22 protein-coding genes are annotated in these 22,345 nt (G+C 58.0%); 4 read left to right on the top strand and 18 right to left on the bottom strand.

All coding sequences use genetic code 11. The features are described from left to right. Window positions 1-54: 54 nt before the first annotated feature. The 14 genes from ACPF7Z_RS17115 to fliD all read right to left on the bottom strand — a co-directional run bounded on the left by ACPF7Z_RS17115 (window position 55) and on the right by fliD (window position 14,945). Window positions 55-879 carry a CheR family methyltransferase gene (locus ACPF7Z_RS17115; protein WP_425194491.1) on the bottom strand — a complete coding sequence of 275 codons (825 nt, stop codon included), beginning with the start codon at window positions 877-879 and terminating at the stop codon, window positions 55-57. Between the two features lie 98 nt (window positions 880-977). Then, window positions 978-3,143 (bottom strand): methyl-accepting chemotaxis protein, encoded by a 2,166-nt coding sequence (locus ACPF7Z_RS17120; protein ID WP_425194469.1) that lies wholly within the window; start codon window positions 3,141-3,143, stop codon window positions 978-980. 71 nt (window positions 3,144-3,214) lie between these two features. Continuing rightward, window positions 3,215-4,918: a methyl-accepting chemotaxis protein gene (locus tag ACPF7Z_RS17125; protein WP_425194470.1), complete on the bottom strand. Its 1,704-nt coding sequence runs from the start codon at window positions 4,916-4,918 to the stop codon at window positions 3,215-3,217. A gap of 311 nt (window positions 4,919-5,229) precedes the next feature. Then, complete coding sequence (locus tag ACPF7Z_RS17130; RefSeq protein ID WP_425194471.1) at window positions 5,230-5,745, bottom strand: chemotaxis protein CheW; 516 nt, start codon at window positions 5,743-5,745, stop codon at window positions 5,230-5,232. Then, on the bottom strand, window positions 5,742-7,907 hold the full coding sequence (gene cheA / locus ACPF7Z_RS17135) for a chemotaxis protein CheA (protein ID WP_425194472.1): 2,166 nt from the start codon (window positions 7,905-7,907) through the stop codon (window positions 5,742-5,744). Before cheA ends, ACPF7Z_RS17130 begins: the two co-directional genes overlap by 4 nt. A 19-nt stretch (window positions 7,908-7,926) precedes the next feature. Continuing rightward, window positions 7,927-8,865: a flagellar motor protein MotB gene (gene motB / locus ACPF7Z_RS17140; protein ID WP_425194473.1), complete on the bottom strand. Its 939-nt coding sequence runs from the start codon at window positions 8,863-8,865 to the stop codon at window positions 7,927-7,929. Then, on the bottom strand, window positions 8,862-9,734 hold the full coding sequence (gene motA / locus ACPF7Z_RS17145) for a flagellar motor stator protein MotA (protein WP_425194474.1): 873 nt from the start codon (window positions 9,732-9,734) through the stop codon (window positions 8,862-8,864). Before motA ends, motB begins: the two co-directional genes overlap by 4 nt. A gap of 184 nt (window positions 9,735-9,918) precedes the next feature. Beyond that, window positions 9,919-10,515 carry a flagellar transcriptional regulator FlhC gene (flhC, locus tag ACPF7Z_RS17150; RefSeq protein WP_425194475.1) on the bottom strand — a complete coding sequence of 199 codons (597 nt, stop codon included), beginning with the start codon at window positions 10,513-10,515 and terminating at the stop codon, window positions 9,919-9,921. Window positions 10,516-10,518: 3 nt separating this feature from the next. Further along, window positions 10,519-10,848 (bottom strand): flagellar transcriptional regulator FlhD, encoded by a 330-nt coding sequence (flhD, locus tag ACPF7Z_RS17155; protein WP_425194476.1) that lies wholly within the window; start codon window positions 10,846-10,848, stop codon window positions 10,519-10,521. 396 nt (window positions 10,849-11,244) lie between these two features. Next, window positions 11,245-11,526, bottom strand: a complete 282-nt coding sequence (locus tag ACPF7Z_RS17160) for an EscU/YscU/HrcU family type III secretion system export apparatus switch protein (RefSeq protein WP_425194477.1) — start codon at window positions 11,524-11,526, stop codon at window positions 11,245-11,247. Then, entirely contained in the window at window positions 11,523-12,770 is a 1,248-nt protein-coding gene (locus tag ACPF7Z_RS17165; protein ID WP_425194478.1) for a flagellar hook-length control protein FliK, read from the bottom strand. The genes ACPF7Z_RS17160 and ACPF7Z_RS17165 overlap by 4 nt, the downstream gene beginning before the upstream one ends. Next, complete coding sequence (locus ACPF7Z_RS17170) at window positions 12,767-13,132, bottom strand: flagellar protein FliT (protein ID WP_425194479.1); 366 nt, start codon at window positions 13,130-13,132, stop codon at window positions 12,767-12,769. The genes ACPF7Z_RS17165 and ACPF7Z_RS17170 overlap by 4 nt, the downstream gene beginning before the upstream one ends. A 35-nt stretch (window positions 13,133-13,167) precedes the next feature. After that, window positions 13,168-13,551, bottom strand: a complete 384-nt coding sequence (fliS, locus tag ACPF7Z_RS17175; RefSeq protein ID WP_425194480.1) for a flagellar export chaperone FliS — start codon at window positions 13,549-13,551, stop codon at window positions 13,168-13,170. A gap of 14 nt (window positions 13,552-13,565) precedes the next feature. After that, on the bottom strand, window positions 13,566-14,945 hold the full coding sequence (fliD, locus tag ACPF7Z_RS17180; protein WP_425194481.1) for a flagellar filament capping protein FliD: 1,380 nt from the start codon (window positions 14,943-14,945) through the stop codon (window positions 13,566-13,568). Between the two features lie 229 nt (window positions 14,946-15,174). Here fliD and ACPF7Z_RS17185 point away from each other — a divergent pair, with 229 nt between their 5' ends. After that, a complete protein-coding gene (locus ACPF7Z_RS17185; RefSeq protein WP_425194482.1) occupies window positions 15,175-15,678 on the top strand; it encodes a hypothetical protein in 504 nt (167 codons plus the stop codon). A gap of 6 nt (window positions 15,679-15,684) precedes the next feature. After that, window positions 15,685-16,902 (top strand): MFS transporter, encoded by a 1,218-nt coding sequence (locus ACPF7Z_RS17190; protein ID WP_425194483.1) that lies wholly within the window; start codon window positions 15,685-15,687, stop codon window positions 16,900-16,902. A gap of 15 nt (window positions 16,903-16,917) precedes the next feature. On the opposite strand, the gene ACPF7Z_RS17195 is transcribed toward ACPF7Z_RS17190, so the two are convergent. The 4 genes from ACPF7Z_RS17195 to ACPF7Z_RS17210 form a co-directional block, all read right to left on the bottom strand. Then, on the bottom strand, window positions 16,918-17,892 hold the full coding sequence (locus ACPF7Z_RS17195) for a biotin-dependent carboxyltransferase family protein (protein ID WP_425194484.1): 975 nt from the start codon (window positions 17,890-17,892) through the stop codon (window positions 16,918-16,920). After that, window positions 17,889-18,638 (bottom strand): 5-oxoprolinase subunit B family protein, encoded by a 750-nt coding sequence (locus ACPF7Z_RS17200; RefSeq protein ID WP_425194485.1) that lies wholly within the window; start codon window positions 18,636-18,638, stop codon window positions 17,889-17,891. Before ACPF7Z_RS17200 ends, ACPF7Z_RS17195 begins: the two co-directional genes overlap by 4 nt. A 196-nt stretch (window positions 18,639-18,834) precedes the next feature. After that, window positions 18,835-19,602: a 5-oxoprolinase subunit PxpA gene (locus tag ACPF7Z_RS17205; protein ID WP_425194486.1), complete on the bottom strand. Its 768-nt coding sequence runs from the start codon at window positions 19,600-19,602 to the stop codon at window positions 18,835-18,837. Window positions 19,603-19,613: 11 nt separating this feature from the next. Continuing rightward, the gene (locus ACPF7Z_RS17210; protein ID WP_425194487.1) at window positions 19,614-20,492 is read right to left on the bottom strand and encodes an urea carboxylase-associated family protein; all 879 of its coding nucleotides are present in this window, start codon (window positions 20,490-20,492) and stop codon (window positions 19,614-19,616) included. 172 nt (window positions 20,493-20,664) lie between these two features. On the opposite strand from ACPF7Z_RS17210, the gene ACPF7Z_RS17215 reads away from it, so the two are divergent. Then, entirely contained in the window at window positions 20,665-21,681 is a 1,017-nt protein-coding gene (locus ACPF7Z_RS17215) for a TRAP transporter substrate-binding protein (protein WP_425194488.1), read from the top strand. A 29-nt stretch (window positions 21,682-21,710) separates the two neighbouring features. Beyond that, complete coding sequence (locus tag ACPF7Z_RS17220) at window positions 21,711-22,265, top strand: TRAP transporter small permease (RefSeq protein WP_425194489.1); 555 nt, start codon at window positions 21,711-21,713, stop codon at window positions 22,263-22,265. Window positions 22,266-22,345 lie beyond the last annotated feature (80 nt).

The following is a 22,345-nucleotide window of genomic DNA, read 5'->3' on the forward strand; positions in this document are numbered from 1 at the left end:
TCCTTTTCATCACCTGTCTCGAAGAGGCAGGTATAGTAACTGTCATTAATATGTTTATCGGCCGAATGACGACTGTCTTGAGGCTATATTGGCCAGTTCGTAAACCGTTTGACCGCGCAGACGAAACGCTTGGCTGATAAAGGAAAAGTTCTCGGAATGACCGGCAAAGAGAAGGCCATCGGATTTGAGAAAAGGTACGAATCCCTCGAGTATTTTCGACTGGGTAACCTTGTCGAAATAGATCATGACATTGCGGCAGAAAATCGCATCGAAGGGGCCTTCTATCGGCCATTTTGGTGCCAATAGATTGAGTGGTTTGAATTCCACCATGGCGGCTATTTCCGGACGAATCCTGGCCTGACCGGAGCGTGCACCGCTGCCACGCAGAAAGAATTGCTTGCGTCTTGCCTCATCGAGCTTGGCTACCTGATCGATTGGGTAGACCGCCTCCCGGGCCTTGGCCAGGGCATCGGTATCGATATCCGTGGCAAGGATCCGAGCATCCTTGGCCCTCGATCCCAGGGTTTCACTCAACTGCATGGCGATGGAGTAAGGTTCTTCCCCGGTCGAGGCTGCCGCGCACCAGATGCGTATGGGTCCGCTACGCTTGGCCACATGACTGGCAAGCAGTGGAAAATGATGCGCTTCACGAAAGAAGGCGGTGAGGTTGGTGGTCAATGCATTGGTGAAGGATTCCCACTCCTGGGAATCCGACTTGTTCTCCAGACGTGCCAAATAGTCGGCAAAGCGAGTCAAATGATGCTGGCGCAAACGACGCGCCAGCCGACTGTAGACCATCTCCCGCTTATGTTCCGCCAGCACGATGCCGGCACGCTGATAGATCAACTTGCGCACACGCTCGAAATCGGCATCGGTCATTTCCAGATCGCGCTCGAGGCTACTTACCCAGGTGCCCTGTCGACTCGCTTCATTTGCGGCGACGGCGCTCCCGGCGATGGACCGATGAATTGTCATGCTTAGAAAGTCTCCCATTCACTATTCGAGGGCACATGGCGTTCACCCTGTGCCGTTGAGGCGGTTTTTGTGTTGCTTGACTGACCCTCACGCCTGGCCGCCGCCGCTTTGAAACGAGTGTCGCGGGTCACTGCTTCCTGACCGCTACCACTCAACCGCAGCACTGCAATCGCATTGGCCAGTAGCGTCACCTGCTCATCCAGACTGCTGGATGCCCGCGCCGTCGATTGCACGCGCTCGGCATTCTGTTGAGTGACCTCATCCATCTGGGCGATCGCCTGATTGACCTGCTCGATACCCTGAGTCTGCTCATCAGAGGCCATGGAAATATCCTTCATGATGTCGTTGACCTTGAGTACCGCCGTGACGACCTGCTCGATGGACGCCTCCGCCTGCTTAACTAATTCGGCCCCACCGTTGATTTCTTTAGCGGAATCGTCGATCAAGGTGCGAATTTCACTCGCGGCATCTGCCGAGCGCCCGGCCAGGTTGCGTACTTCTCCGGCAACCACGGCAAAGCCCCGGCCCTGCTCGCCGGCCCGGGCGGCTTCGACGGAGGCATTGAGCGCAAGGATATTGGTCTGGAAAGCGATGGAATCGATGACGCCGATGATCTCGGTCATCTTCTTCGAACTGGCGGTGATGTTGTCCATGGTGCCGACCATCTGCTTCATGACGGCACCACTTTCGTTCACGGCATCGCTGGCACTATTGGCCAAACCACTGGCCTGACCCGCATTGGCCGCGTTCTGGCGCACCGTGGCGGTCATCTCATCCATGCTCGACGCAGTCTCTTCCAGCGAGGCGGCCTGCTGTTCGGTGCGGGTCGACAGATCCTCGTTGCCCTTGGTGATATCCCGGGAGGCGGGACGCACCACACCGACGCTGTGGTTGACGTCCTTGACGATGCTGCTCAGGCTCTTGCGCATGGCATCGAGGGTTTGCATCAACTGGCCGAGCTCATCATCGCGCTGGCTAGGCAGAGTGGCGCCCAGGTTGCCGGCGGCAATCTGCTGAGCGAAATGCATCGATTCTCGAATCGGCCGCCGAATGGCGCGAATGGTGATCACCCCCATCACACACAGACAAAGCAGCCCCATCATCAGAAGCCCTGCCTGAAAGAGCAGCATGTTGCGCTGCTGAGCCTGGGCCTGTTGCGCCATCACCTGTGCGGAAGCCTGTTTGCTTTCGACCAGGGTCGAGATCATCTGGGAAATTTCGCCACCACTGGCTTGCAGCTTGGGGATGAGCTCTTTGCTCGCGGTAAACGCCTTGAACTGATCGTCGCCGCCTAAAACCTCCGCGGTCGTCAACAAGCCATCTTGTACATAGCCTTCTAAACGTTTGCCGAATTCGGCGGCCATCGTCGTTTGATTGACGGCGCGGCCGGTATAATCAGCCCATTGACTCTCCAGATTACCGGCTAAGCTCGTGAGTTCCTCGGCATGCTGTTGACGGTCGTTCAAGAGCTCCAAAGGTTCTGGCCGTGACAAGCTTTGATGCCCATGCGTGACAAGCTGATCGATACGCTGCAAGCGCGCCACGTCTTCCAGGCCATCCTGATTGAGTGCCGCCAGTCGTTGTCCAGCCGACTCGAGCGACACCATGCCAAGCCCACCACTGGCCAGTAGCAACACCAGCGCCAGCACCACCATGGTCACCATGCGGCCCTGCACGGAGCGCAGCTGTGCGCGTTTTAACCAACCGCGCAGGCCTGTGCTTTCAATGTGGCCATGATTCAAACGCACGCCACGGACACGGCCTTCATGCATCTGTGTGTAGATACGCTCGGCATACGCGCAAGCTTCAGGCGTGGCTTTCACCCGCAATGAAGCGTATCCCTGCACCTGGCCACTTTCCATGATGGGCAATACATTGGCCTGCACCCAGTAATGATCGCCGTTCTTGCGTCGGTTCTTGACCAGGCCGCTCCAGGTCTCTCCTGCCTCGAGGGTCTGCCAGAGATTGGCGAATACGGCTTCGGGCATGTCGGGATGACGGATGATGCTGTGCGGTGCACCGATCAATTCGTCATGGCTGTAGCCACTGACCTCGATAAACGCCGGGTTGGCATAGGTGATGCGGCCTTTCATGTCGGTCCGCGAGATCAGATAGTGATCGTCCGAGAGCACATACTCGCGCTGGGTAACGGGTTGATTGTTACGCATAAGACTTTTCCCCTGCTTTTATGAACCCCTTTTAGGGCCGTAGTTATCGTCTTTTTTGGTGGTTCTCTTATTTAAAACTCTTCCCATTCCTGTTCCGCCTGATGCGCTTTAGCAGGCGCTCGAACGGGTGTCACAGCGCTCGTCCGCGGAGACGGCACTGGCGATTCGACGGGGGTTGAATTCGTTGTTGCGTGCACCGCTTGACGGTCGTTGTGGCTATCGGCGAGACGGAACAACATGACGGCTTCACGCAGCGCTTCGGCCTCTTGCGCCAATGCCTGTGCCGAGGAGGCCGCCCGTTGAACCAACCCAGCATTCTGCTGAGTGACCTGATCCATCTGGCTGATGGCCTCATTGACCTGACCAATGCCGTTGCTTTGCTCCTGGGAAGCAGAGGCGATCTCATCCATGATGTCGTTGACCCGCTGTACCGCAGCGACGATATCGCTCATGGTGCTACCCGCCTGATCGACCAGCTTCGACCCCGTGTCCACCCGGGCGACGGAGGCTTCAATCAGGCCGCGGATCTCCTTCGAAGCATCAGAAGAGCGTCCCGCCAGGTTACGCACCTCCTCGGCTACCACGGCGAAGCCACGCCCCTGTTCTCCGGCGCGCGCCGCTTCCACGGACGCGTTGAGGGCGAGAATATTGGTCTGGAAGGCGATGGAATCGATCACATCGATGATGTCCACGACCTTGTGAGAGCTGCTGCTGATGTCACGCATGGTGTCCACCACCTGACCGACCACCTCGCCGCCTTGCGTCGCGGTCCGGGAGGCTTCCTGCGCCAGTTGGCTGGCTTGCCGCGCGTTATCCGTATTATGAGAAACCGTGGAGGTCAGTTGCTCCATACTTGAGGCAGTTTCTTCAAGAGAAGCCGCCTGCTGTTCGGTACGCGAGGAAAGATCGCCATTGCCATGGGCAATGCTCTGCGCCCCGGAATGAATACGCTGGCTGCCGTGGCGCACTTTATCTACGGTGTTCGACAGGCTTTCCTGCATCCGTGACAACGCTGCAAACAACTTGCCGATCTCATTGCTGCCATGTCGTTCGATACGTGCTGAGAGATCACCCTGGGCAATCCGCTCGAAATGCTCGACCATTCGCTTCAAGGGACGAATTACATTGACGGTAATGCCGCGCAATATAACGAGAATCATGATCAACGATACGCCCAGGGCCACACCAATAGCGACTTTCAACATCGTTGCGATAGAGAGAAAATCGGTATAAAGCGCATCCCCTTTGACGTCGACGGCAACAAGAAAACTATCGACACTGGTTTGAAATGCGTCGTTGAGCGGCTGGGTCGAAGCGATATTTTCTCTGTAAGTCGTCAGATCCAGATCTATCAACGCATCAATCTGAGGCGCCAAGGCCTCGTCTATCAGACGGTGATAATCCTCTTCGACCTGGGCAACCAGTGTGGCATGCTCAGGGAGTACCGGGATTTCGCTGAAGCGTGCAAATGTTTGGCTTATATCTTCGAGAACGCCCGGAAGACTATCTATCTTCGGCTCCTGAGTACCCCATGTTGTTCCGTTGAAACGACCGTACTCTTCCACGATCGCCAGACGCAGATTCAACAACTGACTGTTGATGCGATTGAGCGCTGACTTCTGTTCGACATTGACCTGATTGAGCTCCCTTAAAGCCTGTTCGCTGTATTGCACCGCGTAGCCACCCAAGGCACTCAACCCCACTATCAACCCAGTGAATACCAACAAGACTAGCATCCAGCTGGTTTTTACCGTCATATTTCTTAATCGATTCATAATCCCCCCTATAACGTATCGACTATATTGCGCACTATATTTATTTTATTTAATTCATAAATAAGCACTCAGAAGTTGGCTAATAGCGTTGCTATACCTCACTATTACCAGCTAAGGCCATTTGAAAACTCTATCGGCGGAATAAAGACAATTCTTTACGTTTGATTGGTGAATCAATAGAATAAAGGCAAACTTTGAAAATCTTATTTCATAAAAATAAATATTCTCTTCGCGGAAGATGACGTTCATCCTGTAATAAAAAAGGGCAAAGGTATGGCACCTTCGCCCTTTATATTTAATGAATGGTCCCGTTACTGAGTCGTATGTTCGACCAGGGCCATTTCTTCGCTGGTCAGCAGACTGTCGATATCGACCAGCACCAGCATCCGATCCTCCAGGCTACCCAGGCCACTGAGGTAGTCCGAGGACATGGCGACCCCGAACTCCGGCGCCGGCTTGATTTGATCCGGGGTGAGTGTCATGACGTCGGAAACACCATCGACGACGATGCCGACCACACGTTCGCCGACATTGACCACGATGACCACGGTCTGGCCGCCGTATTCGACGTTGTCGAGATGAAACTTGATGCGCAGATCGACGATCGGCACGATGACGCCGCGCAGGTTGGTCACTCCCTTGATGAAGTCCGGGGCATTCGCGATACGCGTGACATTCTCATAGCCGCGAATTTCCTGCACCTTGAGAATATCGACGGCATACTCCTCCTCGCCCAGCGAGAACACCAGGAACTCACGGCTATGGGCATCGAGATTGGCAGCATTGGCTTGTTGAAGCTGAGTATTAGCTTGAGATACAGCGGTCATGACGTAAGCACCTCCTGAGCGGGCTTGATTGATTTATGTGTGGAATGCGCGGACTTGCGCCGGCTTAGACGATGCAGATCGGCGATATCCAAGATCAGCGCCACGCTGCCATCGCCAAGAATGGTTGCCGCGGAAATTCCCGGCACCTTGCGATAGTTGGTTTCCAGGTTCTTGACCACCACCTGCTGCTGACCGATCAGATCATCGACCATCAAGGCATAGCGGCGCCCTTCTCCCTGCACGATGACCACGATGCATTCGGTGAGCTCGGTGCGGGCGTTATCGATATCGAGCGCTTTATGCAGGGCGATGACCGGCAGATATTCATCACGGACCTTGAGCAGTTGATCGTTGCCCGCCATGGTGTAGAGATCGTCTCGGCTGGGCTGTAGCGACTCGAGTACGGCACCCAGGGGCAGAATGAACACTTCTTCACCGACCTTGATTGACATGCCATCGAGGATCGCCAGGGTCAACGGCAAGACGATACGCGTCGTGGTGCCTTGCCCTTCCCGGGAGAGAATCTCGACATGCCCGCCCATGGCCTGGATGTTGCGCTTGACCACGTCCATGCCGACGCCCCGGCCGGAAACATCGCTGACCTGCTCCGCAGTGGAGAAGCCTGGCGCAAAGATCAGCTGCCAGACATCGTCGTCGCTCATGTTGTCGGAGACCGCCAGGCCATTCGACTCGGCCTTGGCCAATAGCTTCTGGCGATTGAGGCCGGCACCGTCATCGATCACCTCGATGAGAATGTTGCCACCCTGATGCTGTGCCGAAAGCGTCAGCTTGCCGCCACGGGGCTTGCCCTTGGCCTCACGCTCATCCGGCAATTCGATACCATGATCGAGACTGTTGCGCACCAGATGGGTCAACGGATCGATGATGCGTTCGATCAGGCTCTTGTCGAGTTCCGTGGATTTGCCTTCGGTGACCAGCTCCACATCCTTGTTCAGTTTGGCTGCCAGGTCGCGCACCAGGCGCGGGAAGCGGCTGAACACATAATCCATGGGCATCATGCGGATCGACATGACCGCTTCCTGCAGATCCCGGGCATTGCGCTGCAACAGGTTGAGACCATTATGCAGGGCGCTATGGGTCACGCCATCGATCTCGTTGGCGGTCTGGTCCAGCATCGATTGGGTGATGATCAACTCGCCGACCAGGTTGATGATCTGATCGACCTTGTCGACGGGCACACGCAGGGAGGATTCGCCACTGGCCTTGGCCTTGCCGCCCTGGGGCTTACCTTGAGGCTTGTCTGCTGGCTTAGCAGCCTTTGCCGGCGCAGACGCTTCAGGCGTCACTGGCGCGTCGGCTTTGACCACCGCTTCGCTCTCCGGCGCCACCTTTTCGGTAGGTCCAGAGGCCTTATTGGGCTCGTCCGGCGACTTGCCAGCGGATGAAGCATCCGATGCCTGGTTCGAGGCGCTAGCGGCAGTGATCTCGAGCTGCTCTGCATCGATGATGAAACACATCACCGCCTCGATGTCCTCGCCGCTCTCAGCGGTCTCGAGGGTCACTTCATAGCGCTTGTCGTCACCATGCTGTTCGACCACGTTGCCCAGTTGCGCCAACTCTTCGACGAGTAAGCCACGATCCTTCTCGGCAACGTTGAGCAGCGCCACGCACAATGTCGCTGTCTGTTCCGTGTCGTCGCTCTCATCATTCTCCGCATCATTCCCCGAGGCTACGGGCTCGCTGGCCCGCTCAGGTGCCGAGGCGGTTTCAGACTTTGCCTTGGTAGCAGGCGACTCGGCACCCATGGATTTACCCAGCTCGTCCAGCGCCATCTGCTTGAGCGTCTTGCAGATACGCTCGAAGGCCTCCGGATCAGGCTCGGTACCGTTACGATAGGCATTCAACTGATCGTGCAGCATGTCCTTGGCTTCCAGAAAGGTGTCGACGATGTCGCGCCGCAAGGCGAGTTCGCCGCGTCGTGTATGGTCGAGTAGGTTCTCGAGAATATGGGTGGTTTCCTGAAGCACCAGGAAGCCGAAGGTTCCCGCGCCTCCCTTGATGGAGTGAGCTGCGCGAAAAATCGCGTTGAGCTCCTCAGGATCCGGTTCATCTACATCCAACTCCAGAAGAAGGCGCTCCATGTCGCCCAGAAGTTCCTCGGCTTCTTCGAAGAAGGTGTCATAGAAATCTGTGATATCCATGCGCTAGTCCAGTTGGGTCTCAAAGGGTATCGCTGACGACGGGCGCCGGTGATACCGAACTCGGTAAAACATCTATTGCTTCCACTTGCGGCGTCGTCATCGTGGTGTTGGGTTGCGGCCAGCTCCGCATGCTCTGACGCTCGATCTGCTCGGCAGCGCGTTTATCCAACACCACGATACTGATACGCCGATTGGCGGCATCATTGGCCTCGGTCTCGTTGAGCGGCACCCGCGAGCCCATGCCCGCTACCCGCAACAACCGATCCGAATCGAGGCCGCCAGCCACCAGTTCACGCCGGGATGCGTTGGCACGATCCGCCGACAACTCCCAGTTGCTGTAGCCTTTTTCACCATTGACGTAAGGCACGCTATCGCTATGACCGCTCAGGCTGATGCGATTGGGCAGCTCATTGAGCACCGGCGCAATGGCTCGCAGGATGTCGCTCATATAGGGGGCGACACGATCGCTGCCACGCTCGAACATCGGGCGCCGATCGGAGTCGACGAGCTGGATTCTGAGCCCTTCCGAGGTCAGCGACATGCGCATCTGAGGACGCATGTCCCGCAGGTTCGGCCTGCTCTCGATGACGGCTTCGATGCGACGCTCGAGATTGATCAAGCGCTGCTGCTCGTCGCTGGGACGGGTTTCCTGGCGGCGATCGACCCGCTGCTCCTCACCATTGATATGGGCAGGGTCCGGCCCACCTCCGGGAATGACGCTGGTACTGGCGGTATTCTTGTCGCCACCGGCCATGGCCACGGGTAAAGGCGTGCGGAAATACTCGGCGATGGTCTTGAGTTCCGACTCATCGGCCTGGGCCAGAATCCACAGCACCAGAAACAGGGCCATCAACGCAGTCATGAAATCGGCATAGGCAATCTTCCAGGCGCCTCCATGGTGGCCGCCCTTCGCCACCTTCTTGCGCTTGACGATGATGGGTCGATGAGCACCACTCATGAGCCACCCGCCGTATTCTTGGCCGAACGTACATGCTCCTCGAGCTCATCGAAGGTCGGACGCTCGGCGGTGTACAACGCCTTGCGGCCGAACTCCACCGCCAACTGTGGGGCATAGCCATTGAGACTCGCCATCAGGGTGACGCGAATGCACTGCAGCATCTTCACCGCTTCCGCCACCTGATGCAGGATGCGTGCGGCCACTGGGTTGACGAAACCATAGGCCATCAGAATCCCCAGAAAGGTACCGACCAATGCGTGGGCGATCAGAATGCCCATCTCCGCGGCGCCCTGATCCGCAGAGCCCAGGGCATGCACGACCCCCATGACCGCCGCGACGATTCCGAACGCCGGCAAACCATCGCCCACGGATTGCAGTGAGTGAGCAGGCACCTCGGCTTCGTGCTGGAAGGTCTCGATCTCGTGCTCCATGAGCGCATCGATCTCGAAGGGGTCCATGTTCCCACTGACCATCAAGCGCAGATAATCGGTGAGAAACCCCATGATCATTGGATCGCTTAACAGCGTGGGATATTCGGCGAACAGTGCGCTGTTCTGCGGGTCGTCGATATCGCGCTCGATGGCCAGCATGCCGTCACGCCGCGCCTTGGCCAGCAGCTTGTATTGCAGGGCCATGAGTTCCATGTACATGGCCTTGTTGTACTTATTGGTACGCTTGAGCTTCGAAAACGTGCGCAGAGTGGCCTTGATCGCCTTGCCATTATTCGAGGCAATGAAGGCACCCACCGCCGCGCCGGCGATCATGATTATTTCGGCGGGCTGATAAAGCGCACCAAGATGGCCACCGATCAGCATGTAACCGCCGAATACCGACCCAAGGACAACCAGATAACCGATAAAAATTAGCACGTGAAAACATCCTTGCCGTGAACGATTGGACCTGTAACCAGTTATCGGCAGAGGACGATCCAGCTTGAGACGGCTGATTGAAAACTTGTCTGATAGGCAGGTGACAAACAACAAAAAAGCCGCAGTGTGTTGACACTGCGGCTGGTGGGATCACGTCGATAGAATCGTCAGGGGGCGACGAGATCTAGGCGCGGCGCTTGACCAAAAGCTGACTGGTACGCTTGTCGATCGCCGTCTTGGGCACCGGCTGCGCTTCTTCTTCACGACGCTTGCGGGTCTTGCCGGCCCTGGATGGGGGCTGACAGATACCGCAGACAAAATCGCGGGACGGAGTATGAGCATGCACGACATAGTGACCCGAACAGGTCGTGCATTGACACAACTCGAGAAGATTGCTCTCAAAAAAGCGCACCAGCGTCCAGGCCCGGGTCAGACCGAGAACCGGCTCTGCCTCTTCCAGCGTCAATTGCTCCAGATAAAGCTTGTAGGCGCGCACAAAGGCATCCATGCGCTCACAACCATGATCCTCCACCAGCCGCTGATAGATGTTATAGAACAGCGACGAATGTATGTTGGGCAGCCAGGTAATGAACCAGTCCGTAGAGAATGGCAGCATGCCCTTGGGGGGAGACATACCACGAACCTCTTTGTAGAGCTTGATCAGACGCGCTCGACTCAGGTCGGTTTCGGTCTCCAGCACCTGCAGACGGGCGCCGAGTTCGATCAACTCGATGGCCATCCGCACCTGGTGCATCTCGGTGACCAGGCTTTTCTGGGTCATGGTTCAGCCCCTCGCCTGTGCAAATGAAGCCGTTGGCACGGAGGCCATCAGCAGCGCGGCATGGGTCTGACCCAGCCCCTGCTCTCGTGGGTCGTTGGTCAGCTTGAGCAGTTGCTCCGGATTGTCGAAGCACAGACGGCACAAAAGCTGATTGGTGCGGGAGAGCTGACCCAACTGCTTTATGGACAAGGAGGCAAGCAGATCGGCCATGGATTCGCTCAGCTTGAGACGAAACATTGCCGTGGCACGATCCTCGTTCAACAAGCGCTGCACGAGCAGCAGATACGAGAGGTTGATGTCCTGGATGTCTTCTAGAAGGCTATCGATATTCATTTTGTATTCCCTGCGTTTGTGTAGTTTTGCTTAATTGTGGATGACTCTATCGGTCATTTTTTATTGAACCCGTGCCACATTTGACTGAGTTCTAATGCTTAAGAACAAGCGTATTTTGAGACGTTTTTATGAGCCATTGCAATAGGAGTGTCGCAAAAAAATGACTTTAGCGTTACTGAAATGTAAACAACAGCGTTTTTTTACTCTATATAATTGATTTTAAATAGTATTTAATGGTGTCGCTGATTCGAGACGAATACTGCGGATAGAATCGATGGGTTAAAACGGGCGTTTTCGTTGATTTTGCGAAGTCGCTTTCAACGCAAAAACACTGGGAAACCTAGAAGGAGGGTCGTTCAGAAGGAGTTTTCAGTGAAAGGACAACAATGAAAGATCTTAACGAGAGCCGGCGTCGATCTCGGCTACCCAAGCCAGCAGCTCGGCTATGACCTGGTACAAGGCAGGGGGAATTTGGGCATCCAGGTCAACCTGCATCAGCAGGCTGACGAGTTCCGGCGAGTCGTGCACGTAAAGGCCCTGGCGCCGAGCCTCGGCGGCGATGCGTTCCGCGAGTTCACCATAGCCCTTGGCCAGCACTCTCGGTGCGCGTCCATCATCACCGTAAGCCAATGCCACGGCTTGACGACGACCTTTTCGAGGCGGTTGCGATTGAGTCATGAGGATCGATCGCCTGATGAATCAGCATTCGACTTATTGACTCTTGTCAGTACGCTGACCTGCACATCCGAAAAACCGCAGCGCTGCAGACGTTCACTCAAGGCATTACGCTCATCATTGAGCAAACCGGTGCAGGCCGCACTTTCACTTTGTAGCACTAGACGCAATGAAGTGTCGCGTAGATGCAACTGCACCTCCAGCTCGCCCAGCCGGGGTAGCTCGAGTCTAAGCTGGCTGTGCCATACCGCCTCCTGATCCTTCTCGTCTTGGCCCTGATCCTTTTCTTGCTCGGCATGCTTCCCTAATTGCTCGGGCACCTGTATGACCAGGGCCATGAAGACGCCGGACCAGAGATCGCCTTCCCAACGCAGCGTGGGCGTCACCAGCAGTTCGAGTTGATGCCTCAGGATACCCTGCAGGGACTCATCGAAGGCATCCATAACGCCAACCTGCGTCCGATACACTGCATCGACGGGCAACTCGCCTCGCTGAACGAATGGCTGGGCGTTTTCTTGAGACGCCAAAAACGCTCCCGCCGCTTGGACGGGGGACAAAGGCGTCAACAATGAGGGCGAAGAGGTCCCACTTGGCAGCGGCGTCAGTGTCCAGCGCTCACCCGCCATTCCGGCGAGGGCGACTCGTCTATCAGTGAGCACCTGCCCAGCCGATACGGCGCCTCCGGGCTGGCCGGATTTTGCCCATGGAGCGTTGCCGATAGCATCGCTCGACGAAAGCAGCTGCATTTGCGGCTCTCGCATCAGCGCCCCGCGAGAAAGGTCACCGCGATACCAACGCGCCAGATGGGATTCGTAGAACAGGCCGCTGGATTCGATACTCCCCTGCAAACGGCTCGCCAGTGCGGGTGCATTGATGACACCCCGGCCTATATCGCCGGTCAACAGTGGCGCGGAAGGTTTGATCACGGAGGGAGGCGCGGGGAATTTGAACAGAATATCGGCGATGCTGCGCGCCGCCGGACTAAAATGAGTGGTCGTCGAGGCGGACACAGATGGAGAAGATGCTGGCGACGCCTTCTCCCCCGAACTGCCTACCTCCGCCCCTGTGAAGGCCACCGCGCTACGCTCGGCGTGCAGGCGTGAATCGCTATGCAGTGCGCGCGGAGCCTGCCCCGGTGAGAGCGGTTTGACTGGCTCAAGAAGCTCTCTCGACGCCAAGGTATCGACACGCTTGCCCAGCACCTGATGCAGTAGCGTGTCGAGTAGCGGCGTGATGACTCCGCTCATTGAAGTCCTTGACGACCAGAAGCACCATCGATGCCAGCGGTCTGATAAGCTCGGGAGAGATCCCGACGACGACGACTGTCGTCCATCAAGTCGCCGATTTCGGTACGATGTTTCTCAAGATGCCGTCGGGTTTCCGCATCCTGTTCGAGGATACGCTCGAGCAGACCGGCCTTGCGTCGCAAGCTGTTCTTGTCGTACTCCTCGGGCGTCCCCAACCCTTTGAGCGCTTCGACCTCCACTGCGTAAGCGGATTCTTCCTCGGCCAATCGGGACCATTCCTCTTTTCGAGCGAAGGCCAACATACGCGTGGAATGCGCGAGAAGCTTTTCGTAAGCCGCGAACACTTTATTGGTCGGCATCATCGGACATCTATTCCTTGCTCACGTGCACTTGACGTTCAGGGGGCAATTTCACGCCAGGCGGAGGCGATGTTCTCAAGCAATTGCGACGCCTCCTCGAGAGGCTGCTCGTCATTCTTCAGATTGGCCTTGAGCAACAAGCTGACAATGTATTCATAGAGCGACCCCAGGCGTTCGGCGATCTCGCCACCGCGCTCACGATCCAGCCCTGCCGCCAGGCCATTGTTGACGATATCGATCGCCTTGGATAGCGACTTGCCCTTTTCCATGACGTTGCCCTGCTGCATGTGCAGGCGCGCGGCCCGCATGGCCGCCAGGGCGCCATCGAACAGCATGACAATCAATTGATGGGGGGAGGCGGACATCACCCCGGTTTCCACGCCCACCCGGGCGTAGGCATTGGCACCGCGCATTGCACTCATCGAGAGCTCCACTGTTATTTACGACCCAACTGGGCATTCATGGCATCGAACTGCTGACCCAGATAACTCATGGTGGAGTTCATCTGAGCGACCAGGGTGTCCATCTGCGCGAACTGTTTACGATAGCGCGCAACCGTTGCATCAATGCGCTCCTCGGTACGGGAATAACGGTCACCCAATCCCTCGATGCGCTTCTCCAGACCGCTGGTGGCGTTACTCAACAGGCCACCCTCGTCGAGCATGGTCTTGACCGTGGTCTCGAGAATGTCCGAGAAGCCGTCCTGGGTATCGTTACCGCCAAAGAAGCGGCTCAGACTTTCCGGGCTCTCGGCGACCAGTGCTTCGAGCTTTTCGCTATCGACCTCCAGCTTGCCATCGAGCTTGAGCTCGATACCGACATCGAATAATCGCTTGAGACCGTCTCCGTCTAAAGGATTGCCCATGACATTGCGCAGCCGTGACTCCACTCCGCGCATGGTGCTGTCACCCAGAAGCTGCCCCGCCACACCGCTCTTCTTGTCATAGGAGGTCAGGCCATCCATGGTCTTCTGCAGGGTGTTGTAGGCGTCGACGAAATCCTGAACGTTCTTGGTGATCGCCTCACTGTCCTGGGAAACCGTCAATCGTTCCTTTTCGCCAGTGCCGGTGACCTTGTCGAGATTGAGAGTGACGCCTTGAATGGCCTCCTCGACCCGATTGGATTGGCTGGTAATCGCGATACCGTTGACCGTCAGCGCAGCGTTCTTGGGAGCAACCGTCTGCTCCATGGTGCTGTTGCTCTCATTGTGGATCAGCAATGCTTCCAGTCGTGGATTACCACTGGCAGCAACCGTCATCTTCGAGTCGACACCCGTGTTCTTTGAGGTCAACACCAGGCGATAAGGTTCACTTCCTCCATCATTGATGATCGAGGCGGTCACTCCCCCTTCCTTGGCATTGATGGCATCACGAATCGAGGCAAGAGAGCTTTTGCCCTCACTGATATCGATATCAATCTTCTCGTCGCCGACCTGGATGCTCAGATTGCCGGCTCCTAGCTTCTCGGTCTTGTCGCTGACGCCACTGCTTGCCAGAGAGTGCGCCTGAGCCAGCTCCGTGACGGCAATATCATAGGTGCCTGCAACCGCCTTGGTACCCACGGTGGCGGTCATTGCATCACCGCTCATGTTGCTTTTCACGCTGCGAAAGGAGTCCGCATCGTTGAGTGTGGCCGCCGCTTGCTGGAACTTGTCCAATGCCGACTCGAGCCGACCGAAGGCCGAAATCTGGGCCTGATAGCTTTTTTGCTGCTGGACGATCGGCGTCAACTGCTGACGTTCGGCGGACTCGAGCTGATCGACCAGCCCGTTGAGATCCATGCCAGAACCGATACCTAATGAAGAAATACTCGCCATGATGACCCTCTTTTATCTATGACCTTTTTACCAGTCCAACAACGGATTCACCGCTGGAATAGAGTGGCGATAGGTGTTCAATTCGACGTATCGGCAAACTGCGCGGGAACTTGAGGGCCATCGCTGGCATGAGATCGACAGGTAAGCCATCATAGTCTGCCTCTGAATAGGTGCTTTCCTCGTACTATCGGCTGCACTGTCATTTTTCTTGATCTCCAAGGACATCGTCATGGATTCGACCGGACTCTTTAACGACTATCACCGCTGGCAACGCTTCAACCGCCAGGACCAGTTGAGCCGGGAGCATAATGCCGCCCTGCGCAAGTTGGCGGAGTCCCACGCCATGGCCTCCCGGGTGACCGAAGGCTATCGCAGCATGGCGGACAAAGGGGCCAAGGAAGGCGCTTGTTATCGCACCTTGTTCCTGCGCCGCCGAGACAAGGCTGAAGCGTTGGCCTGCGAGGGGTGGCTGCTCGTGCGTCGGGTGCTCGCCGAGGGCGGCACCACCCGCGTGCGCGCCACTCTGCTGGAAAGCTTCACTCTCGAAGATGGCAGCATCGAACCGGGCACCAAACCCGCCTGCAAGATCAGCCTGGATATCTACGACGAGATTCTGGTCAAGCGCAGTATGTCGCTGGGCTGTCGTGTCGATCGTCACGATGACGATCATGACACTCGCTTCGTGACCTTCCTCGACAGCGTGCGCGGCGATTTGAAAAAACACCTGCAATAGCACCACATGACATCGCTACCGTCGCGGCCTCGCCCGCTGCTCTTCGTTGCCCTGATGATTCTCGTGGCGCTCAATCTGCGCCCTGCATTATCGTCGATGGCACCCTTGTTGATACGCATTCAGCAGGATCTCGGCCTTTCCGCCTCCGCCATCGGCGCGCTGACCACCCTACCGGTGCTGTGTCTGGGATTGTTCGCACCCTTGGCCCTTCGACTATCGAGGCAATTGGGCGCAGAGCGCGCCTTGAGCCTGGGCTTGCTGTTGCTGGCATTCGCCTTGGTATTGCGCGCCAGCAGCAACATTCCCTTGCTCTATCTAGGTACCTTGATGGCCGGTGCCGCCATTGGCATCGCCGGCACCCTGCTGCCCGGCTTGGTCAAGCGTGAACTCCCCCAGGGCGCCGATGTGGTGACCGGCGTCTATACCATGGCGCTGTGTCTGGGCGGGGCATTGGGCGCTGGACTCACGGTGCCGCTGTCGAATTGGCTGGGTGATTGGCGCTTCGGCCTGGGCAGCTGGGCGCTTCTTGCCTTGCTGGCACTGACGGCCTGGCGCTTGAGTATGCCGCACCCCCGCTCCGGCACCGGGGTGCACACTCGAGTGCAACATCCCAAACCGCGCTTGATGCGTTCGGTGCTGGCCTGGCAGGTCACCGGATACATGGGCTGTCAGTCATCGCTTGCCTATATCGTCTTTGGCTGGCTGCCGGTACTGTTACAGCACCGCGGGCTCGACGAGAGCGAGGCCGGCTGGCTATTGGCCACCTCGATCACTTGCCAGCTGGCTACTGCCCTGGGCGCGCCCTGGCTTGCACGCCTGGGCCGCGACCAACGTCCCACCATCCTTCTGCTGATGAGCCTGACCGCCGCAGGTATCGCCCTGCTGCTCCTGGCGCCACTGGACTGGCGCTGGCTGGGAGCACTTCTTCTGGGAATGGGACAAGGGGGCTGCTTCAGCATGGCACTGACACTGATCGTGCTACGCACCGGCACGTCAGCACTCGCGAGCCAGTTGTCGAGCATGGCTCAGGGGTTTGGCTATGTATTGGCCGCCACCGGGCCATTGATGGTCGGTACCCTGCTGGAATATACCCAGGACATGGCGCTGCTGGCTTCGGTGTTATTGACCTATGTCGCGCTGGCCACCACCTTCGCGCTGCTGGCGGGGCGTCAGCGCAGGCTCGAACTCGATGCTCAAGGCCAATTGGTGACCGTCGGTCATTGATTGTTGCGCGACTCGTCAATCGGTCCGAAAGAAGCGCAGAAAGCGTCGATACTCTTGGTGAGCCTCACTCAACGCCTGGGCCTTTAAATAAACCTCATGCCCAGGTAGGCACTGCGCCAGTCGCGCGCAAGAAAGCGGCGTCAAGGCCCCCAAACGCGGGTAGCCACCAATGGTCTGACGGTCGTTGAGTAGCACGATCGGTTGACCATCCGGCGGCACCTGAACGGCGCCAAGCCCGATACCCTCGGAAATCATGCTGGATATGCCACATTTCAATAAAGGCCCCGTGAGACGCACGCCCATGCGATCGGCGCGATCGTCGACTTGCCAGGGGCGGTTGAACGCCGCGAAGAGACTACTGCCTTCAAAGTCGGTGATCTGGGCGCCGGGCACCAGCGCCAGTCTCGCTGGCCGTGAATAGTCCGGTCGTTCGCCGGCGGACGGTGCATCGGGCAGATCACGACCCTCACGATAGTCTTCCTGAAAGACCAGGGTATCGTCCTTTTGCAATTTGCCGCCCTGACCATCGTGGCCGCCCAGGCCTTCCCGAACCACGCCGGCAATGCTACCCAGCACCGGTTCGGCAAGAAAACCGCCCGGTACGGCCAGATAGGCACGCAACCCGTTTTTCGGCGAACCAAAACGCAGACGCTGGCCCGCCTGTATCGTAAAACGCGACCAGGGCTCGATAGGTTCATCGTCCAGGGTGGCCTCAAGATTCGCCCCGGCTAGTGCAAGCTGGGCCTCGCCTTCGGCGATCAGGCTCAAACCGCCGAAAGTAATCTCGAGTGTTGCCGCGCCCCATTGATTACCCAAGAGATGATTGGCCCAGACCCAGGCATGGATATCCACCGGGCCGCCTTGGGTCACCCCAAGACGCCGCATGCCGAAGCGTCCGGCATCCTGCAACAGCGCCAGCGGCCCGGCCTGCTCCACGCGCAACTGAACTCTGCTCCCGCCACTAGCGCCCCTACCGCCGGCTGTGCTCATGAATTTTTCCTGCTTGCGTCCGCTCCGCACTCCTCGACAGGCGTCGTGTCACCGCCGGCCTTCTCGAAACGATCGCGGTCGACCGCCAGAAAGCGCACCCGATCGCCCACGCGCAACAGGCTGAAGCCATCCCGCTCTCGATCGAACAGCCGTGCGCTGGTGCGGCCAATCAAATTCCAGCCTCCAGGAGAGATACGCGGGTAGGCCGACGTCTGGCGATTGGCCACCGCCACGCTGCCTGCCGGCACGCGCTTGCGCGGCGTGTCCAGACGCGGCAGCACCAACTCTTTCGGCAAACTGCCCATGAAGGCAAATCCCGGCGCAAACCCCAGAGCAAAGACATGGTATTCCTGCCCACTGTGCGCCTCGATGATCGCCTCCCGCGATAAGCCGCTACGCTCCTGCAATAGCTCAAGCTCCGGCCCTACGCTGTCGTCGTACCAGACCTGTAATTCCTTGGCTTTTCCTGAAGAGCCTTCATCGCGTGCGCCGTCTTCGTCCGGTTCGAGATCGGCGAGCAGCGTCGCCAAACGCGAACGCGCCTCGACCGGGGTAAGCAACAAGGGATCGTAATGCACCAGCAAGGTGGTATAGGACGGCACCAGATCGATCAACGCCTTGCCAAAACTCTCCTCGCACCGGCGCAGCAAGGCCATGATCCAGGGCATGTTAGCATCGTCGATGCGGTCGAATAGCCGCACCAGCCAGGCATCGATCCCCGCCACTTCCAGACGCGGCAGCTGCATTAAATAGGCCTCTTTGTTCATGAGAGCAATTTTCAAGGTTCTGTAGACAGACTGGACCTCGGGGACAAGGTAAAAGCAAGGGTCTTTTGCCATGGATGGCAAAAGTAGCGCCCAAGGACGGGTTTACAGCGCCCTTGCGATACCTTGTCCCCGAGCCCGTCATGTTGAAAAATTCAGAAATAGCTTCTAAGTCTGCTCATGCTTCTATCTGGGCACTCATCCCGCTGTCCGCGAGGGCCCGACGAATCGCCCTGACCGCGGCGATGGATTCCGGATTGTCCCCATGCACACACAGCGTTTGCGCCTCCAGCACCAGCTCGCTGCCGTCGCTGGTGGTAAGTGGCTGCCCCTTGGCGATGCGCAGTGCCTGATCGACGATCGTCTCGCGATCATGATGCACCGCACCGGGTTTACGCCGTGATACCAATCGGCCTTCACCGTCATAGGCACGGTCCGCGAAGGCCTCGAACCATAGAGTGATAAGATGGCCATCGGCCAACTCCTGTGCTGGCGCGGGATCGCGGGTGGCCATGACCATCAGCGGCAAGGCCGCATCGAAGGCGGCTACCGCCCGCATCACCGCGGCGAGCTTGACGCTGTCGCGCATCATGTCGTTATAGAGCGCGCCATGGGGTTTGACGTAGCGCAGCCGGGTGCCTTCCGCCTCGCACATCGCCGACAGCGCACCGATCTGATAGAGCACCAGGTTCTCGATCTCCTCCGCCGAGCAGGCCATGGAGCGACGCCCAAACCCCACCAGGTCGGGATAGGCGGGGTGCGCACCTACCGCGACCTTGTTCGCCGCCGCTAAACGGACGGTGCGTCGCAGGGTGTCCGGATCGGAAGCATGAAAACCACAGGCCACGTTGGCCAGATCGATGTAGGGCATGACCTCTTCATCGCACCCCATCGTCCAGGCACCAAAGCTTTCGCCCACATCCGCGTTGAGTAGCAAGGTTGGCATGATGTCCTCCCTTATTGGCCGTTGCTCATGTCGTTCGCCTTGATTTCCGCCCAATCAATCTGCGGTTTCTGCAAGCCATGTCCTCCTTTATAGGGAGCGGGCTCCGGGGGTGACCAGCCCTCGAGCAGATCACTCTTCACAGCATAGACCTCCACGCCCAAGGGGTGACAGGTCTGAAGCGGATCCGCGGCCTCCGGGCCCCAAAGATCCACGGAGAGATCGCCCCCGGGGCAGCAGGACATGGCGCAGAGCAGATCGATCTCGGCGAAGAACTCCAGGTAGTCACCCTTTCTCGCAGGGCAGGCCTTCATGAAGTACTGGTCGTCGTCATTCAGGCCGGTGCATTGAAAGACGTTGAGTACGTCATGGACGTCCCGTTCATCGAGACCATAGGGAAGCACTGCCCGCACCAGGTTGGAGTGGCAGTGAAAATCGAAATCCTCACCGCTGAGCAGCCGGTTCACGTAAGGGTCGCAGCGGGTACCGAGCAGATCGTGTACCCGCCCGCCTTCATCGTCCATGCCGTAATCCGCCAGGCTGTCATCGATGATGGTCGCCATGGGGCGTAGATAGGGCAGCGTCGACCAGAGCCGATCGAAGGTGGAAACATGGGCGCGCTGCAGTTGGCGGGTGCGGGAGGCCCAGAAGCGCTCTCGAGGATTGTGTAAGCTCCAGAGATTGAGATCGCCGACCTGAGGGCCTTCGATCACCTTGAGGCGAAAGACGTGCCCCGCCGGCACCTTCCAGGCGAGGCCGTCGCGGATGGGCACCGTGTGGTGCGTGATCAGTTTGCGATCATCCTGCTCTTGCGCAAGCCGACGATAGAAGTCACGGTCGATATCGAGAATCGAGCCTTCTGTAGCGCGATAGGCGGCGGCAACATTGGACATGGGAACCCCTACAATGGACGGTCTCGGTACGTTTCACCCAGGTTCTGTTCTATGCTCATTGAAGCTGTAACCGTCCTGAGCGACAAGCTCTGTTTGGGTAGGAGCCCGGTTTACCGGGCGATGCTGATACTCAGGACACAGCACATTTTTCGACAACAAGAAGGAATCGCACATGCCTCTTTACAGATTCGGTCATAAACTCGGCCGCAGGTTCGTCAGTCTGTCTTTAGTCGCCACCGGGCTCGCCATCGCCTTGAGCACGACCGCTCAGGCAGCCACCGAGTGGGATATGCCCACGCCCTACGGTGACCGCACCTTCCATACCGTCAATATTCGCGAATTCGCCGACGATGTGCGCGAGAAGACCAACGGCGAGCTGGACATCACCGTGCACGCCAACGGCTCGCTGATCGCCCACCCGGAGATCAAGAACTCGGTACGTCGCGGCATCGTGCCTCTCGGCGAGGTGATCATGTCACGCCTGGCCAATGAAAACGCGATCTTCGAGGTGGATTCAGTGCCTTATCTGGCCTCGAGCTACGAGCAGGCCCGCACCCTCTGGGAAGCCTCCAAAGAGACCATCGGCGAGGAGCTCGCCAAGCAGCAGCTACGCCTGTTGTTCACCGTGCCCTGGCCGCCTCAAGGCATCTATACCCAGGACAAGATCGAGACCATCGACGATCTCGAGAACCTCAAAATGCGGGCCTACAACAAGTCCAGCGAGCGTCTGGCCCAACTGGCCGGCGCAGTGCCCACCCAGATCGAGGTGCCGGACATTCCCACCGCCTTCAGCACCGGTCGCGTGGATGCCATGGTCACCTCCCCGGCCACCGGCGCTGACACCAAGGCCTGGGACTATCTCAACCACTTCAATCATGCCCAGCTATGGTTGCCCAAGAACATGGTCATCGTCAGTGAACGCGCCTTTGGCCACCTGGACGATGAAACCCAGCAGGCGGTACTGGACGCAGCAGAGAAAGCACAGGAACGCGGCTGGGAGATGAGCCGCCAGGAGACCGAGGAAGCGCTCAAGGTACTGCGCGACAACGGCATCACCGTCAGCGAGCCTAGCGAGGAACTGGCTGCATCCCTCGAGGAGATCGGCAACACCATGACCGAGGAGTGGAGCGAGCGTGCCGGTGAACAGGGCCAGCAGATCCTGGATAACTACGAGCAGCTTCAGCAGTAGCATTCATTAATAACAAGCCGGGATTGTCCATGCATTTTCGACTTCGCGCACTTTATACCCTGGGCGGCTACGCGGCAGCGGTCTGTCTATGCGTCATCTGCGCCATGATCGCCTTTCAGGTGATCGGCCGCCTGCTCGACAAGCTATTGACGGCGGTCGGTACCGGGAGTCTGAACCTCACGATTCCAGGGCTTGCGGAAATCTCCGGCTTCCTGCTGGTCGGCGCCAGCTTTCTGGGGCTGGCCTATACCTTCGTGCATGGCGGCCATATCCGCGTGACGCTGGTGACCGGGCAATTGCCGCCCAAAGTACGCGTCTTCGTCGAGCTGTGGTGCCTGAGCATCGCCCTGGGCCTGTGCGGTTATCTCGCCTGGTACACCGGCGTGCTGATGCTCGACAGCATCGAATTCAATGAGGTCTCCTACGGCATGGTACCGGTGCCGCTGTGGATTCCACAGAGCGTCATGCTGTTGGGAATCCTGCTGCTGACCCTGGCCCTGACCGAAGCCTGGCTCACCACCGCCGTGATCGCCGCCACCAAACCCGGCGAGTTTCATATCGACGACGCCAGTCCAGATGAATGACCTAGGAAAACCGTGATGCTGACGCTTGTTCTGACATTGCTCGTCGCCCTGCTTATATTGCTGGGCAGTGGCGTCTGGGT

Source organism: Halomonas sp. GXIMD04776 (genome assembly GCF_049808615.1).
Taxonomy (GTDB): Bacteria; Pseudomonadota; Gammaproteobacteria; order Pseudomonadales; family Halomonadaceae; genus Modicisalibacter.

Excerpts from the sequence above, each read along its gene's own strand:
- ACPF7Z_RS17120 (WP_425194469.1), bottom strand. The coding sequence starts at position 3,143 with ATGCGTAACAATCAACCCGTTACCCAGCGCGAGTATGTGCTCTCGGAC.
- ACPF7Z_RS17130 (WP_425194471.1), bottom strand. The coding sequence starts at position 5,745 with ATGACCGCTGTATCTCAAGCTAATACTCAGCTTCAACAAGCCAATGCT.
- ACPF7Z_RS17125 (WP_425194470.1), bottom strand. The coding sequence starts at position 4,918 with ATGAATCGATTAAGAAATATGACGGTAAAAACCAGCTGGATGCTAGTC.
- ACPF7Z_RS17200 (WP_425194485.1), bottom strand. The coding sequence starts at position 18,638 with ATGCAGCTGCCGCGTCTGGAAGTGGCGGGGATCGATGCCTGGCTGGTG.
- flhD (WP_425194476.1), bottom strand. The coding sequence starts at position 10,848 with ATGAATATCGATAGCCTTCTAGAAGACATCCAGGACATCAACCTCTCG.
- ACPF7Z_RS17205 (WP_425194486.1), bottom strand. The coding sequence starts at position 19,602 with ATGCCAACCTTGCTACTCAACGCGGATGTGGGCGAAAGCTTTGGTGCC.
- fliD (WP_425194481.1), bottom strand. The coding sequence starts at position 14,945 with ATGGCGAGTATTTCTTCATTAGGTATCGGTTCTGGCATGGATCTCAAC.
- ACPF7Z_RS17165 (WP_425194478.1), bottom strand. The coding sequence starts at position 12,770 with ATGAGCGGAGTCATCACGCCGCTACTCGACACGCTACTGCATCAGGTG.
- ACPF7Z_RS17220 (WP_425194489.1), top strand. The coding sequence starts at position 21,711 with ATGCATTTTCGACTTCGCGCACTTTATACCCTGGGCGGCTACGCGGCA.
- ACPF7Z_RS17185 (WP_425194482.1), top strand. The coding sequence starts at position 15,175 with ATGGATTCGACCGGACTCTTTAACGACTATCACCGCTGGCAACGCTTC.
- motB (WP_425194473.1), bottom strand. The coding sequence starts at position 8,865 with ATGAGTGGTGCTCATCGACCCATCATCGTCAAGCGCAAGAAGGTGGCG.
- flhC (WP_425194475.1), bottom strand. The coding sequence starts at position 10,515 with ATGACCCAGAAAAGCCTGGTCACCGAGATGCACCAGGTGCGGATGGCC.
- cheA (WP_425194472.1), bottom strand. The coding sequence starts at position 7,907 with ATGGATATCACAGATTTCTATGACACCTTCTTCGAAGAAGCCGAGGAA.
- ACPF7Z_RS17170 (WP_425194479.1), bottom strand. The coding sequence starts at position 13,132 with ATGATGCCGACCAATAAAGTGTTCGCGGCTTACGAAAAGCTTCTCGCG.
- ACPF7Z_RS17160 (WP_425194477.1), bottom strand. The coding sequence starts at position 11,526 with ATGACTCAATCGCAACCGCCTCGAAAAGGTCGTCGTCAAGCCGTGGCA.
- ACPF7Z_RS17190 (WP_425194483.1), top strand. The coding sequence starts at position 15,685 with ATGACATCGCTACCGTCGCGGCCTCGCCCGCTGCTCTTCGTTGCCCTG.
- ACPF7Z_RS17195 (WP_425194484.1), bottom strand. The coding sequence starts at position 17,892 with ATGAGCACAGCCGGCGGTAGGGGCGCTAGTGGCGGGAGCAGAGTTCAG.
- fliS (WP_425194480.1), bottom strand. The coding sequence starts at position 13,551 with ATGAGTGCAATGCGCGGTGCCAATGCCTACGCCCGGGTGGGCGTGGAA.
- ACPF7Z_RS17115 (WP_425194491.1), bottom strand. The coding sequence starts at position 879 with ATGACCGATGCCGATTTCGAGCGTGTGCGCAAGTTGATCTATCAGCGT.
- ACPF7Z_RS17215 (WP_425194488.1), top strand. The coding sequence starts at position 20,665 with ATGCCTCTTTACAGATTCGGTCATAAACTCGGCCGCAGGTTCGTCAGT.
- ACPF7Z_RS17210 (WP_425194487.1), bottom strand. The coding sequence starts at position 20,492 with ATGTCCAATGTTGCCGCCGCCTATCGCGCTACAGAAGGCTCGATTCTC.